Annotated in this window: 9 protein-coding genes; all 9 read right to left on the reverse strand. The window is 48.4% G+C overall.

The genetic code is table 11. From position 1 onward, the window contains the following. Positions 1 to 148 precede the first annotated feature (148 nt). The gene (locus GEV47_RS17665; RefSeq protein WP_153236107.1) at positions 149 to 799 is read right to left on the reverse strand and encodes a DUF1345 domain-containing protein; all 651 of its coding nucleotides are present in this window, start codon (positions 797 to 799) and stop codon (positions 149 to 151) included. 10 nt (positions 800 to 809) lie between these two features. Further along, on the reverse strand, positions 810 to 1238 hold the full coding sequence (locus tag GEV47_RS17670) for a GNAT family N-acetyltransferase (RefSeq protein ID WP_153236108.1): 429 nt from the start codon (positions 1236 to 1238) through the stop codon (positions 810 to 812). Positions 1239 to 1329: 91 nt separating this feature from the next. Further along, positions 1330 to 3876 (reverse strand): ATP-binding protein, encoded by a 2547-nt coding sequence (locus GEV47_RS17675; RefSeq protein WP_153236109.1) that lies wholly within the window; start codon positions 3874 to 3876, stop codon positions 1330 to 1332. Then, positions 3873 to 4574, reverse strand: a complete 702-nt coding sequence (locus GEV47_RS17680; RefSeq protein ID WP_153236110.1) for a response regulator — start codon at positions 4572 to 4574, stop codon at positions 3873 to 3875. The genes GEV47_RS17675 and GEV47_RS17680 overlap by 4 nt, the downstream gene beginning before the upstream one ends. Before the next feature lie 169 nt (positions 4575 to 4743). Further along, positions 4744 to 5436: a response regulator transcription factor gene (locus GEV47_RS17685; RefSeq protein ID WP_153236111.1), complete on the reverse strand. Its 693-nt coding sequence runs from the start codon at positions 5434 to 5436 to the stop codon at positions 4744 to 4746. Positions 5437 to 5805: 369 nt separating this feature from the next. Next, the gene (locus GEV47_RS17690) at positions 5806 to 11832 is read right to left on the reverse strand and encodes an ESPR-type extended signal peptide-containing protein (protein WP_153236112.1); all 6027 of its coding nucleotides are present in this window, start codon (positions 11830 to 11832) and stop codon (positions 5806 to 5808) included. Positions 11833 to 12164: 332 nt separating this feature from the next. Next, entirely contained in the window at positions 12165 to 13208 is a 1044-nt protein-coding gene (locus tag GEV47_RS17695; RefSeq protein WP_228124786.1) for a fimbrial protein, read from the reverse strand. After that, positions 13205 to 13960 carry a fimbrial biogenesis chaperone gene (locus tag GEV47_RS17700; RefSeq protein ID WP_228124787.1) on the reverse strand — a complete coding sequence of 252 codons (756 nt, stop codon included), beginning with the start codon at positions 13958 to 13960 and terminating at the stop codon, positions 13205 to 13207. Before GEV47_RS17700 ends, GEV47_RS17695 begins: the two co-directional genes overlap by 4 nt. Before the next feature lie 20 nt (positions 13961 to 13980). After that, a complete protein-coding gene (locus tag GEV47_RS17705; RefSeq protein ID WP_322741693.1) occupies positions 13981 to 16455 on the reverse strand; it encodes a fimbria/pilus outer membrane usher protein in 2475 nt (824 codons plus the stop codon). Between the last annotated feature and the right edge of the window lie 52 nt (positions 16456 to 16507).

The raw sequence follows: 16507 nt of genomic DNA on the forward strand, positions 1-16507 counted from the left end.
AACGCGGGAACCCATGTTACTTAACGCAGCGAGCCGGCGATACATGATACCAACGTCGCTTTGCATATCGAAAAGTGGATTCCCGCATTCGCGGGAATGACGGTGGCGTTTGTAACATCAGTTACTCCCTCAACGCGATCAACAATCATCAAGACACCAAACCGGCCGCAATATTGATCGCCAATCCCAAAATAGCCAGATTAAAGAGAAATGTCATGACAGACTGTATCAACACCGTCCTGCGCATGGAGCCGGTCATGATGCAGACATCCGAGGTTTGTACCGCCACTCCGATAGTGAACGAGAAATAAAGAAAATCCCAATAATCAGGATTCTTCTCATCCTCCGGAAATCGCAGCGGCAATTTGTCGGCTGGCGCAATATGAAAAAGATGCGCATAGTGCAGTGTAAAAATAGTCCCCAGTAAGAACCACGACCCTAGTAGCGTCAACACAGTGAAGAAATAACGTATCTCTTTCGGCCCTGGCAAAAATTCTTTGGCTTGCGATAGCCCCATCACCAAAGCAATAATGCTGGCGACGGCCGCAACACAAGTCACAGCCAGGATGATGGTGGCGTTCTCGTCCTCGATCATCGCCCGTTTTTTAATCTGCCCCGGCGCGGCTCTCGCCATCATCCACCACACCATTCCTAAGTAAGTCCACACACCGGCATTCCAGGCGATCAAGCCACGTGTAATACCCTTGTGCTCGAACAGTAAAAACCAGACAGCAATGGCGAAAAGCGTAGAGGTGACTAAACGAGGATGAGTTTGAAAAACCAATTTCTTCAGTTGCATGGTGAATCTCCTATTGATCAAGGTAGATAGCCGGGAAGTAGCGTTCCATTAAAGTCTGTGGCTTTGCCGGTGCGTCAAAACCAAACTGTGCGTAAAGTGTATGCGCATCGCTGGTCGCTAAAGTGAATCGCCTTAAGCCTTGCAAATCCGGATGCGCGAGAATTTCTTGCATCAACACTTTGCTATAACCGCAGCCACGATATTCTGGCAACACAAATACATCAAGCAGATTGGCAAATGTGGCGTAGTCCGAAACGACGCGCGCAAAAGCAACCTGCCGGCCATCGATAAATCCCGCAAAGCAAAGTGAATTTTCTATGCCTTTTTGCAGAACGCTAAAAGGAAGTCCCTTGGCCCAAGGCGTTTCTTGCGAAAGAAAGCGATGGATACTGGCGATGTCTAACTCAGCTTTATTTGTTGTTACACGGAAGGTATTCATGCATCTCCATCGACGACTAAATTGCTCCAAAAGCGCAATTCTAAACTAGAGTCGTTTAATTAAATATCGTTAATGGACTTTGTAGGCGGCTCTATAGCTGCTCGATTCTTTTTCTCAATACCTCACAAGCAGCCTGCAATTTTTCAACATCAATAGGCTGATGCTCATCGCTTAGCACCGCTTCAATCTTTTTAGTCGCATCCACAATAGTTGACATCCTGGTCATCTGCGCCGATCCTTTGATTCTATGGAGGTGATGCGCGATGGTCTTGTAATCATTGTGGATCAGAGCTTGCTGAATTTTTCCCCAGTCCTGCTCTGCATTGCTGCGAAATAATTCATCGCTATTTTCTGAATAGATGGGATAAGACGACACCATCAGCTCCACATCGCACCAGGCTTCAATGATGGATTTAAGCTCTTCCAGACGGATTGGTTTTCTCAGTAAGCCATCCATGCCACTGTCCATGCAGTTTTGTTCATGGTTTTTATCAACGGCGGCGGAAATGGCGATAACCGGCAAATGGCGATCACTGTTCTTTTCCTGCTGGCGGATAGTGCGCGCAATTTCATAGCCATCCATACCTGGCAAATAGCAATCGAGTAACATCAGTGAAAAGGTCCGCACGGCCAACAAAGCCAAAGCAGATGGCCCATCTTCTACCATTACAGCATCGCAGCCTAATGCTTCCAATTGGCGACCAATGACCAGACGATTATTAACATGATCATCCACCACCAAAATGGCGAGACGGGATGTTTCCGCTATTGCCGTCTTATCAGATGCAATCCGCACTGGATGTGAGCGTAACTGCGTGTCATCGCTGCTGTCGATACTATTTATTCCATCACCGGAGTTATCGCCTGAACGCAGTTTGGTTGTCACCGGTATCGTAAAGCTGATCGTCGTACCTGCGCCCTTCGCACTTTGCAAAGCCAGAGTTCCCCCCATGACTTTCACCAATTCGTGACAAATAGTCAGACCCAATCCGGTTCCGCCATAGCGTCGCGTTGTAGACCTATCGGCTTGTGTAAATGGTTGAAATAGTCTGCTTTGATGCTCTGATGTGATGCCAATACCGGTATCGGTTACGCTGACGTGCAGCACTTGTGGGCTAGCGTCCGTCTGCGCTGCTAGCGCATCAACTTGCAGGCGAATAATGACACTGACTTTACCGTATTCGGTAAATTTAATCGCATTGGAAAGTAAGTTCAGCAGTATCTGTCTCACGCGTGTCGGATCAATGAATACATCCGTATTTTCTGGCACCTGAACATCCAGACCGAGAGGTAGATTCTTTTCCTGCGCTTTAATCTGCATCATATTGACACTTTGTTGCGCCAATACGCTTATATCAGTTGGTACCAATTCCAACTCCAGACGATGCGCTTCCAGTTTTGATAAGTCGAGCACATCATCTAGCAAACTGAGTAAGGATTCTGCCGCCGAACCGGCGACATTGGCCATCTCTTGTTGTCGCTGATCTAACGGTGAACGTTGCAGCAATTCGACTGATGACAAAATGGCGTTCATCGGCGTGCGGATTTCGTGACTCATCACGGCCAGAAAATTGGATTTATCTTGCTCACTTTTTATAGCCAGACGACGCGCTACTTGCGCGCGATGGGCAAATAGCAAAATGAATACTGCCGCAATGCTTAAACTGATGATCTCAGTATCGTAATACCGTAATAACGTTCCCCACGAAGGCGCGCCATAATCGGTCTCTTCCAGCCATGTATCGACCATGCGATCAGTTTGTTTCGAACTAAGCGACGCCAGTGATTTCTTAATGATAGATGCCAGCACGGGCAAATCCTTGCGGACTCCCATCGATACTGTCGCAGGCATATCACCAATGGCGCCGGCAATATGCAATGTGCCGAGAAATTTACGTCGCAATAAGGGCCGCAGCGCCGTATCAACTCCCAGCGCTGCATCAGCACGCCCATCGACAACAGCTTGTAGCGCGGCTTCGGGATTGGCTACCGAGAGTACTTTTACTTCGGGATAATGAGCGCGTAACACGCGTTCATAAGCCCCTCCCCCTTTGATTGCAACAACTTTCCCATTCAGTTTTCGGATATCAAAAATAATCGGTTCCGCGGAAGTGGCAATAATGACAGTAGAGCCGACGAAATAGGGCTCAGTAAATATCACCTCATTTTTCAGTTTATCTGACGCAAATTGCTCTGATATTGCAGGCAGCAAATCCACGCGGCGATCCATCAGCGCTTGTCGCGCTTCCTCCCACTGATTACTCGGCAACAGACGAAATCTGAGTCCGGACACCTTGGAAATAGCACTCACATATTCAGCCGATAAGCCTTTATGTATACCGTTTTCTACATATTCGAGCGGACGCCAGTCAGGATCGACCGAGATATACACATCGTGATGGGCATTTATCCAAGCCCGCTCTTCGGGAGTAAATACTGGTTTATTGACGACCTGTGGCGATGTCGATTCACCGACGTCATGCGTCTGTGCTTGTGCTGACGACAGCAGGGAAAATCCAAACAGCGCGACCCATATGAACAAAGACAAAATAAAACGTCGCAATCTGCACTGTTGCAGAGCGACGTTAGTTCCACCTCGATGGATATAGCCATTCATAGATGCATAACATGGATTCATAACACTCTTAATTGATGATGGATTTTGAATAATTCATTATCAGTACCGATGCCCAACTTACGAAATGCGGTGCGCTTTTGCGTACTGATAGTCTTGACGCTGCGCTCAAACTTTTCAGCAATTTGCGTCACAGACATCCCATCCAGACAACAGAGCAATACTTCCCGTTCGCGCGATGAAAGATCGGCTTGATGCATCAGTGGATTATCGATAGGACCAGGTGCATCCGATGCCACAAAATCTGCCCCCGCAATTTCCGCTAACAACGGCGCCAATTCAAATGCCAATTTTTTATCCACATAAAAACGTCCTAATGCGACAGTGCGAATCGCACCAATCAAATCTGTCAGTGGTTGAGTTTTCCCGACAAAACCACGTGCCCCCGCACGCAACGCCAATGTTACGGTAGCTTGATTGTGATGGGACGATACCACCAGAATTTTACTCATTGGGAAACGTACTCCCAGCACCCTTATCAGATTCAAACCGTCAATATCACCCTGTGCCAACTCATAATCGAGCAGGAGCAAATCCACTTTGGTAGTATGCAATGCAGTGATTAAATCACGGCTATTGGCGAATGAACCCACTACCCGAAAATCGGATTCTTCGCTTAAGCGTGCCAACATTCCATGACGTATCATGGCATGGTCATCCAGCAATGCAATGGTCAGTTGGGATGCAGCATTCCAATTCATAATACGGTCCTCTTATTGATCAACTTCTCAGCCCGGCCAAATCCGATGGTTATCGACACCGTTGATTTTAATCGTTGAAATAGGACATTCTGATCGTAATTACCGAGAAAAAATATCGGAATTGTCCTATTAAAAAAAAGAAATATCTTGGAAATCAGCCGAAGAAAACCTACAAATCCTCAAGGCTACGGCGCAAAGAAAATAACTCGTTATCTGAACTCAAACCCAGCTTACTCATCGCGGATTGTTTTTGCGTACTGATGGTTTTGCGACTTTTAGAAAATTTTTCGGCAATCTGAATGACCGACATACCATCCAGACAACAGCGCAGCACTTCTCGCTCGCGTGTTGATAATTGCTTTTTTTGTGGCCATTCGGGTGCTGTGCCGTCAGCCATCGCAGCGCCTTCTCCTGCTGAAGGCAACGGCACCCACTGACTTACTTCATCCAATGACTTATCACGATATATACCACCGGCAGCAACGACTCGGACGGCGGCAACCAATTCATCTACTTCTCCGACTTTGCTAACAAACCCTTGTACGCCAGAACGCATTATGAGTTCCACCGTGGCGGGATTATCGTGAGCAGAAACAACCAAGAGTTTGCAGCGCGGGTATTTAATCTTCAGTAATTGAATCAGATTAATACCGTCAATTTCGGTAGGCCCCAACGAATAATCGAGCACCAAAACCTCTGCCGGGTCCTTCTGCAAGCCGCTAATCATGGCGCGCCCTTTCAGGTATGCTCCCACCACCCTGAAATCAGACTCTTTCTCAAATCGCATGCGCATGCCATGCAGGATGACTTCATGGTCATCTAACAGAGCAATGCTTATCGGGTTTTCTGATGATCTCAGCATGGACGATACTTCGTTTATTTACTATCGCCGTATTCATTGATGCCACTAATGATAGGAGGTGTATTGAAAGTACGGAACGCGAAGTGTAAACCAAAGCATTCTGGCTCCGACAATCGCGCTACATTTGCTACAGTTTTATTCATTAATATTTAATGCACTTATAACATCTCCCGCCACTTTTCATATGCATCCGCAAATTAAAAAATTAATGAAATAACCACAAATACTTTCAAACTGAAACGTACTTTTACTATAACAAATTCTCCAGTGATTATCAGCGTTGATACCGCCTTTACTGGATCGCACTCATAAAAAAGCCGCCAAACCAATCTCATCGAGTCAGTTTGGCGGTTCTGATTAAACTACGACTTAGTCACCTAACACCACACCCACACCTGCGCGGATGATCGTGCTGTTACCGCCGGCTGAAGACACCCCGGCATTCACGTTGAGATTACCGCGACGATTCCAATGCGAGATTCCGACACCCAGACCAACCTGACTACGATAACCAGCAACCCCCGCATTTAGCGTTGTCTTCCCTGGCAAATACGGTGTCACCATATTCAACGCCGCGGACGCTGCAATGCCCTGACGAGCATACTTATCAACATTGTTGATATCTTGCTCAACTTGATTAAAGCGTTGATCAGTGTAGCTATTTGCGCTCTGCAAAGTCTGATTTGCGGAGTTAGAAATCGCAGTAGTCACCTGACCAACGTTAGCAGCATCAGTATCATTTACACCGGCCTGGACGTTAGTGATAGCACGTTCATTACCTGCAGAACCCATTGAAACCGAGTTGTCTTGCGTCGTCACTGAACCTGCGCCTAATGCAACGCTGTTGTTGTTAGCAGCATTTGCGCCTGCACCGACCGCTACGGCACTCGTCCCAGTAGCAACAGCCTCATGGGTAGTGCCACTTGCATCATCGGTAGTTGCCAGGTGAGGATTAGCGACCACTGGAGTGACTACTGGTGCAGTTGACACTGGTGGTGTAACTATCGCCGGATTCTGCTCAAGCACATTCACACGATTATCGATATTATTTACCTGCTGCTGCAAACCGAATAATTGACTACCATTGACAGCATCAGTGCTGGTTGCCGTGACTTTGCCTGCTGCTACGTTCGTCAATATGACGTTGGTAGTAGCGCCAAGGCCGCCCAACGTCACCTGACCATGATTAGAGCCTGGGTCATACACTACAGCGTCCAAGGTGCTGCCGTCATCACCAATCAAACCACTTTTTGTCAACGAATCAGTAAGCTGTTTTACGTTGACAGCATCAGTATCATCCACACCTGCGGCGACGTTATGAATGGCTACCGAGCCAGTCGATTTACCATTACCCATGGTCACACTGTTGTAATTGACCGAACCGTCAGCATTCAAATCGTAAGTTACCGCTGCCAATGCATTGCCATTAGCATCGATCAAACCAGATGCTTTCAATTGCGACACATTAACCGCATCGTTGTTATCAACACCATTAGCGACGTTCTTGATTTGTGTACCGGTACCTGCAGCGCCGCCCAATGTGATCGACGCTTTCGACGGATCGTCGTAAGTCACGGCCAGGTCGCTCAAATTGCCAACCTGGTCTTTGACCGCGGTCAACTGATCAAGATTGACTGCATCCGTACCCATCGTGCCTTCTGCAACATTGACGATCTGGCGCTCGCTACCAACATCGCCGACAGAAACACTGTTATTACGGCTCGCAACCGAGTTGGCACCAATAGCTACCGATTTTGTACCTGCTGTGACTGTTGCAGCAGCATCTGTATCTAAACCATCAGCTTTAAAGAAACGTGTCGCAGCCGTCAAATTAGTTGAGACGTCACCAATCTGTGTGCTCAGGTTATTCGAGACATTGGTGATCTGTGTATTCAAGTCCGTTTTTGCCGCATCCAATTGACCTACGTTCACTGCGTCAGTCGCATCCTTACCAGCCATTACATTTTTGATTTGCGTACCGGCAGCACCACCCAATGTGACGCTCCCTTTTGACGCATCGTCGTAAGTCACCGCCAGGCCTGTCGCGCTACCAATCTGATCTTGCACAGCATTCAACTGTGACAAGTTCACCGCATCATTCAGATGCGTACCAGCTGCAACACCTGTGATCTGACGGTCACTGGCAGAGCTTGCCACGCTCACCACAGTACCGCCCGTGCTTGCACCGATGGTGATTGGTGCAGTGCCATCGGCCTGCTGCACCAATCCTGCTTTGCCATTCAACAGATTAGTAATATTGCCTTCATTCGTCGTTACACGACCGTCAAGGTTAGTCACCGCGGTATCCAGCGTACCCAATGCACTGTCAACCTTGTCGAAACCGGCACCAACATCCGTCGCCGCACCAGTGGTGCCAGCAATGGCGTTGGCGTTAGTCAGCGCGTAGGTCGGGCCTGTTACTGAGCCGCTGGTCGCACTTATGCTAGCCCCACCACCTAATGCAGCAACAGTCGATGAAAGTTGATTCACGTTGACGGCATCAGTCCCCTCAGTACCTTGCGTTACATTGATAATCTGACGAGTGCCATTACCAATATCAGGGCCCATACCGACTGACACCACATTGTCACGACTGGCGATAGAGCCCGCACCCAAAGCAACCGAATTTTCACCAGTCGCATTGCTGTTCGCACCGATGGCGATAGTGCCATCATTAGTACTTGCACGCGCACCCCAGCCGATCGCAATGCCGTTCGTATTGCTGGCACTTGCTGATGGTCCCATAGCTACTGAATTCATACCGGTAGCTGAGGCATCATCGCCGCTGGTAACAAGAGAGTTGCCAGTGGCTTTGAAATAACGGCTGGCGTTAGCCAGGTTCGTGATATCGCTCGTATTTTGCGCAATGTTGGTCGTATTCTGACTGACTTGTGCATTCGTCTCAAACAACTGCGAACCATTCACCGCATCAGTACTAGTGGCTGACAATGCACCTGCAGTGACTTTCTGCAAAGTGCGTGTAGCACCATTTTTATCAGCAAAATTGACGTTAACACCATCAGTGTCTTTACCGACCGTCAAATCAGCATTACCGGTTGGTGCTTGCTGCACTAAACCAACGGTGCCATTGTTGATGTTGTTGGTCAGAGTCGTGAGATTACCGGCAACGTTAGTAACCTTAGTATCGACTGCATTTAATTGACTCAAGTTCACCGCATCATTAGCAGCTGTACCATCAGCAACATTATGTAATGCCACTGGCGTGGTCGAACCGACACCGCCTAAGGTGACGCTGCTGCGCGCTACGGCGTCGTCATACGAAACCGCATTAGGATCAGTGCTAGGGCCGCCTGCAGGAATATCGGCAATGGCTTTAGTCAATTGTCCAACGTTGACTGCATCAGTGTCATTAACACCAGTAGCTACGTTGACAATCTTGCGTTCGCTACCAACCGCACCTACCGATACCGTATTGGCTTCGGTCGCAACCGAATTGGCGCCAATGGCGACCGATTTTGTGCCTGCCGTTACTGTTGCTGCAGCATCTGTATCTAAACCATCTGCCTTAAAGAAGCGTGTCGCCGCTGTCAGGTTAGTCGTAACATCACCGATCTGCGTACTCAGATTGTTCGATACTGTCGTGATCTGCGTACCCAAATCAGTTTTTGCAGCATCCAACTGCGAAAGATTGACTGCATCATTGGCATTAGTACCATCAAGCACGCCAGTGATACGACGATCACTGGCCGAGCCAGCCACACTCACCACAGTACCGTCCGAGCTGGCACCGATAGTGATTGGTGCAGTGTCATTGGCTTGCTGCACCAATCCTGCTTTGCCATTCAACAGATTCGTAATATTGCCTTCATTCGTCGTTACACGACCATCCAGATTAGTAATACCACTCGTGTTTTGTGCAATATTGGTCGTATTCTGGCTGACTTGTGCATTCGTCTCAAACAACTGCGAACCATTCACCGCATCAGTACTAGTGGCTGACAATGCACCTGCTGTAACACCTGTTACTTTACGTGTACCAGCGGTACCTGTTACATCAACCGCAGTACCCCCTGTACTTTTAGCGACGGTAACATTAGCTGTCGAACCAGCTTGCTGCACCAGACCAGCAGTACCATTTAGCAAGTTGTTGATATTTGTTGTGTTGCCAGCGATAGCGGTGGTGTTGTTAGTCACGGCAGTATTCAGTGCGCCCAACGCACTATCGACCTTACCAAAGCCCGAGCCAATATCAGTCGCAGCACCAGTGGTGCCAGCGATAGCGTTGGCGTTGGTCAGTGCATAAGTCGGACCTGTCACCGCACCGGTGGTCGCATTAACAGCCGCTCCCCCGCCCAAAGCTGTAACAACCGGCGTGAGCTGACTGACGTTCACGGCATCGGTAGCGTTTTTACCAGCCGATACATTAGTCAATGTCCGTGTGCCACCTGTGCTGTTTGCAAAGTTAACTACAGTGCCCCCTGTGCTTGCTCCCACAGTGATCGGCGACGATGCACCGCCGACTTGCTGCACCAGACCAATAAGGCCGCTGTTGATATTGTTAGTCAGGGTCGTGAGGTTGCCAGCAACATTAGTAACGTTAGTATTGGTTGTATTCAACTGCGCGCCATTAACGGCATCGGTACTGGACGTTGACAATGTCCCCGCTGTCACCCCTGTTACTTTACGTGTACCAGCAGTACCCGTTACATCAACGACAGTCCCTCCTGTACTTTTAGCAACGGTAACGTTAGCTGCCGTACCGTTTTGTTGCACCAGGCCGATAGTACCGTTGTTAATGCCGTTAGTCAGGTTAGTAACGTTAGTATTCGTTGTATTCAAGCCCACGTTAAGACCACCCAGCGCTGCGCCCACATTATTGTAGGTCGTGCCTTGCACCACATAACTTGGATTGGTGATTGCGCCAGTAGTTGAGTTGTAGGTTGCGCCACCGCCCAGTGCTACGGCGATGTTATTGCCAATCGTGTTCGATTTTGCTGCTTCAGATGTCAATTGGCTGACGTTCACGGCGTCTGTTGCGGCTGAACCAGCGGCAACATTAGTCACGCGGCGTTCATTGCCTGCAGAGCCAACCGATACTTCACCTTTTGCCGCCGAAGCAGTACCGGACAAGGCAGTCGATCCAGGGTTGTAACCAGCGGCAGCCAGATTTGCTGTGGTGGTAGAACCTGCGCCCAGCGCTACTGAATTAGCCGCACTGGCATTGGCACCGGCACCAAATGCAGTCGCACTGACTGCATTGGCTGAAGCGCCACGACCAAACGCAGCTGCTTTGTCAGCAGTTGCTTTAGCCGAATCACCAAATGCAGTAGCGCCATCACCGTAAGCTACCGAATGTGTACCGACCGCTGTACCGCTCCAGGCACCAGCTGTAGTACCACCGTCCGCATTAGCTCCCCAACCGATAGCCGTGTTGCCCGTAACAAGAGGTCCTGCAAGCGCCGATTGTCCAATGGCTGTTCCGCTTGAACCAGCAGCATTCGCACCGGTACCGACAGCAGTTGAATTGCTAGCCGCAGCCATAGTATTCTGACCAAGAGCGGTTGAGCTATTACCAATCGCATTGGAACCCGTGCCATATGCTGCTGCATTGTTTCCGGCTGCATTTGCTGCCGAAGCAGTGTTCGCCCCAGCGCCGACGGCGACCGAATAAGTACCAGTAGCCTTCGCACTATTACCCAACGCCATCGCACCGGTGTTTGAAGCAGTAACTGAATTACCAAACCCGATAGCATTTGTGCCGCTTGTGATTGTACCCACGCCAAAAGCCATAGAGCCACTAGCAGATGCATTGGCGTTATAGCCAATAGCTAAAGAATTATCGCCTTGCGCCTTTGCGGCTCCGCCGATGGCAGTGGTATTGGCGCCAGTTGCCTGAGAATTGGTACCAATCGCACTTGCATTGTTCTGAGTTGCCGCCGAACCCTGGCCGATAGCCGTTGCCCAACCACCTGTGGCTTGCGCTCCAGCACCAATTGCCTGAGAGAAATTTGCGCTTGCAACAGCAGTAGCGCCTATCGCAACAGTAAGCCTGCCTGATGCCATAGCATGATCACCAAGCGCCACCGCTCCAGCCCCTGTGGCTTGAGCACTATTACCAACCGCAGTTGCGGTGACACAAATACCTGGTGTATAGGAGTCGTTGACACAGGTAGTGTTTCCTATCGCGTTATCCCCGATCACCACATTGCCTGTCGCCCCTTGTTGTACACCAGTACCAATAGCCGTGGCAGGACTCGCCTCAACCCGACGCGGCACCATAGCAGTACCGCCGGCAATAGCAGCAATCGCCAATGCCAGCGATAACGATTTGGCGGTTTTAGAGGAACTGCCCTTAGTACGGCCTTTAGCCGTTTCTGCTGCCGCCGTCCAGGTACCTGCGGTTGCATTCCAAATTACGCGATAGATGTTGTTCATGTCGACTCCCAGCCAAGAAATTTCGTAAGGAGTGAACTTTAGTAAAATTGGCCCTGCACAAATATCGGATTTGTCCTAAAAATAGGTATATTCCTAGACTAATTGTGAACATTTGTTAAATGTCCATTTAACTTATTTCTTAAAGATTAAATGTATGTTTTTTTAAAAGTAGGCGCAGGTATATCTCGTGACTTCACTATGGAAATGCACATAAATAGAAAGTAAAAAGCTGCAGCGCAGCGCAGGATAACTGAGAAAGAAAATGAAAAATAGGCCTGCGATATTGCATCGCAGGCCTATTTTCATACGACACATTATTCTTAGGATAAAAGCTACAAATAAATAATTTGCACCGTAACAATTGCCTCAAATGGGCCTATTTGCGGATCGCCGATAGGCACTACCGTGGCGCTAAATGGCACATCTATATGATTAACATCAGCGGCAAAATTCGCCAATGGAAAACGCTCGTTAACCGGCAATACCTTACCGCCAGCATCTTTAATTTGAATCCCGAACTGACTATCGGCTGCCGGCAATACCAGATCTCCATTTTGGTAAGGCGTATTGAAATAGCCAGCAATGTTAATCGGTTGCGTGCACTGCTTATCTAATGCCAGGCTAAATGGCTTGGTTGGATTAGCGGGATTAAAACCGGTAGAAGTTTTTTGTATTTGTCCAAAATTGATGATGCCGGGCTCTGGTGTAACGGTGACATCCACCGTGCAAGGTGTGCCAACAATATTTTGTAAACCGCTTAACTGATAACGAAAATTCCCTCGCGGATTACTAGATCCGCCATTCATTCCCAAAACACCATCCAGCTGAAACACATCGTAGGTATCCTGCGGTGGACGTTGGAATGGCAAAAGTCCACGCTTACGGATCACTACCTGAAACGCAATCGATGGTTGTACGAGAGAGCACGTATACAGCTGATCAATAGTGGTCACATCCGGACATGGTGGCGAAGAAAATCCAGTAAACACACCCAAATGCGGTGCCGAACTCCAGTCGCCATCCCAAGCCGTCACACCTTTATATAACAAACCGAATTCGATACCCCAACCCAAGGTATTCAATCCATTAGGATTCCCATAAAAATAAATATCGTCAACCAGATTTTGATATTGCATATAGTCTTTCCAACATTTTGCCGGAACCACATGCGTCTGCGAATACCAAATGATGGTACCGTCTGGAACAGAATCAGGAACTGAAACGGGGCCTATCGACTCTGTTAAATAGGAACCATCGGTCAGCGAACTACATTGCAATGCAGCGGCTGATTGCGCAAAGAGGCCCGCCCCGCACAACAGCATGATTTGCAGTAAACGCACACCATGCTGTTTTATCCAGGGATGAACGTTCATCATGGCTGAACACCATGACATACATTAGCCACGCAATTGAATTCCGAATCGGTTTGACCACCGTAATCATTCATGTTCGACACATAAAACTTGCTGAAGTGGCTGAAATCAGCATCTTTTACTGGCATCTCAACTTTACTAATAGGACTAATCATGACGGCCTTGGCAGACACTTTAGTTTTTTCTGTACCAGCCAAAAATCCTACCACGGTGACATGAAATGGCGTCGGATTATCAATGATAATTTTTTTATGGGCCGGATCAAGCTGCACGTTGAGACTTAACCCCATATCCTGACCACGCTCTCGCTCTACTCCCTTAGGGCGGTAAAACAATTTGAGCTTGGATTGCAATGCAATTTGCATCGCGTTAACGGTTTCAGTCTTAGGTGGAATTTCACGGATGTTCAAATAGAAAACCGATTCTCTATCTTTCGGCAAGCTATCGCCTGGCAATTTAACGATGCGCAAAACATTTCTGTCGTTTGCTTCTACCCGCTGTAACGGCGGCAATACCATAAATGGTCCCGGCACTTTGACGCCCTTCTCATCTTCTATCCATGATTGCGCGACAAAAGGCAGTTCTTTATTTTTATTGGTAATCGTCACGCTGACCGATTGTTGATCTTCCGGATAAATCACCCGGGTGCGGTCCGGCACAATCGCCGCATGCGCAGATATCAGGCTGCTCAATACCAATACTGCAGATAAATGCGTAATCACCGCAGTCATTTTTTTCACGCTAAATATTTTCATTTCGATCTCTCAAACTGGTTTTAACGACTAGCTTCTTTAACTGTCGTTGATTGACAAACTAACGGCGAGGCAATTTCGCTCAGCACTTGTTCCTCCGGTGGCAATGCTGGTAACAAACAACTGTCGTTGTTCCCCCAGCGCGCAACCAACTCGGCATCTGACTTGACACCTGTCAGATAAGTGACACCGTGTTCACCGACAATGCCAACTTCTTTGTTGCTTTTACTGTCTTGTATCGAAGCACCAAATGGCACATCTTTGCCATTGCTCTGCTTCAGCGTCAGATACACATTACGCCCTTTCGCTACGCCGAAATTGACATAGCCAATCGCACCATCAGTCAACACCATGCGGCGGATAGGATTGCTGACATCTACGTTCAGCGGCAACTTATTCATATTGATGCGCGCGTCATAAGCCTGGAACGCTGGCAAACCGTCAATCACGGCATAACCGGCACGATCAGAATGAATTTGACCGCTGAATGGGACATCAGATACGCCATCGGTTGACACCAATAAGCGCGTTCCGCCATTTGAACCATTGCCATGCGGCGTCAAACCATATTTAGTCGCAACAAAGGAGCCATCGACTTCCACCGATCCGGCACTATAGTTTCCCGATGATTCTGAAACTGATGCGTTGGCACGATAGAACGCCGTACGCTTAGCAACATAAGCGCTGGCATAACCACCGCCACCAACACCGCCCGACAATTGATAGCTAAGGCCATCGCCGTTATCGGTGCTGTAGTTAACCGCGGCAGATGAACCGCCGTAGCTTGTGTTCTGTACGTTGGTCGAAATCATCGACGTCGCGCCGAGCGGAATGGTCAGGCCTGCGAATACCTGCGTATTGCTGCCCGTATAGTCTTTGGAGCGATAGGCCGAAAAATTGACGCTGACATTTTTCAATGTTCCTATTGACATCGTGCGTGCCAATGACACACCCAAACGTTCCGCTGGCGTCACATCCCAGTAGGTGGAACGATCATAAGAGAAGTTGGTGGATAAGCCGACAAAACGCTTAGCCAGATTCACGGAAAACCGTTGCTTGCCACCGTTCAGCGCGTAGGATGACGGATCACCGAAAAACTGCGAGAACGTTGTGAAATTGCGATCTGAAAAACGATAGCCAAAAAAAGGCACATCGGTATCAATAGCATCGAAATGTTTTGAGTAATTCAGACGGTAGGAATTACCCGAAACGTTTTGCTGATTCCACCATAGCTTTGCGCGTGAGCCGGTAATATCCGCTGAGATCGCGCCAAAAGCGCCGAAATCTTTACCCATGCCACCGGCGAAAGCATTATAACCATCCGCAATAAAGGAACCGCCATAGACGCTGACATCTAACGGCAAACCATAGGCGATTTCGGCAACAGTGAAGTTACGGATAATGCCATTTCCACCAAATAAGCGAGGCTGGCCCGCTGTCACTTTATAACGCAACTCACCTTGACGCGCCAAAAATGGCACCGCTGCTGTTGACACTGTGAATTTCTGCTCGGTACCGTCCTCTTCGACCACCGCGACATCTAAAGTTCCTTGCACAGTACTGTTCAAATCTTGAATAGTAAAGGCTCCCGGACTGACTTTGGTTGAGTATAAAAGACGTCCTTGTTGCGTTATATTAACTGTTGCATTAGTACGTGCCACACCGCTAATGACGGGCGCATAGCCACGCAAATTGGGGGGCAACATACGGTCATCGCTGTTTAAGGTCGCACCACGCAATGCAAAAGTATCAAAGATATCCGAGCTTAAATAATTATCGCCGACTGATAAATTCGATCGGATATCAGGCAATGCGCGATAAGCATATAAGCGATTCAATTGAAAGGCTTTATGCTCACCTAAATTGTCGTTACCTGAACTTTGTTGCGCCTGATAATCGGCACGGAAACGCCATGCCCCCAGATTGGCTCCGGCAGTACCATAACTGGTCAGGGTATTACTGCTGCTTTGACCGCCAACCACATTGGAACGGCGGGTGTTAGCAATCACACGATAATCCAGTAGCAAACCGTCAACCCCATCACTCCAGCCGGAGGGGGGAATGTAATTTGGGTCATCATACTCAAATGATGCCTGCGGAATGCTGATCACTAAACGCGCAGTACTCTTGACATACTTGATCGTGACATTAGGTATGCTATCTAAACGTACACAGGCGCGATCATCGGTTCTTGGCAATTGCTCCAACACCTTGGGTTTCAGCCCAAATTTGGCAACCAAATCTTCTGACAGGCATGGATAACTGTTCTCTGTTTCTGGATCAACTTTAAATTCGATAGATTGCTGCGCAAAGAATTGTCGATTCATTGCGACGTCCAATAAATACTTACCCGGCACCGTATAATCAGCACGAGCAAATTGCTCAAGATTGACGTCAGAGTCGCCGTCAATGTTGAGAAAGTTCGTGTTGAATTCAGTAGCCTTTACCTGGCTGCAAGAGAGCAGCGAGGCTAACAGTAAGAATTGGCGGTAATCCACAACGGATGCCTCTTAAAAAGCAATTGAAACTTGCGATAAAAAAAGGAGGCAA

It is taken from the genome of Glaciimonas soli (genome assembly GCF_009497155.1).
Taxonomy (GTDB): domain Bacteria; phylum Pseudomonadota; class Gammaproteobacteria; order Burkholderiales; family Burkholderiaceae_D; genus Glaciimonas; species Glaciimonas soli.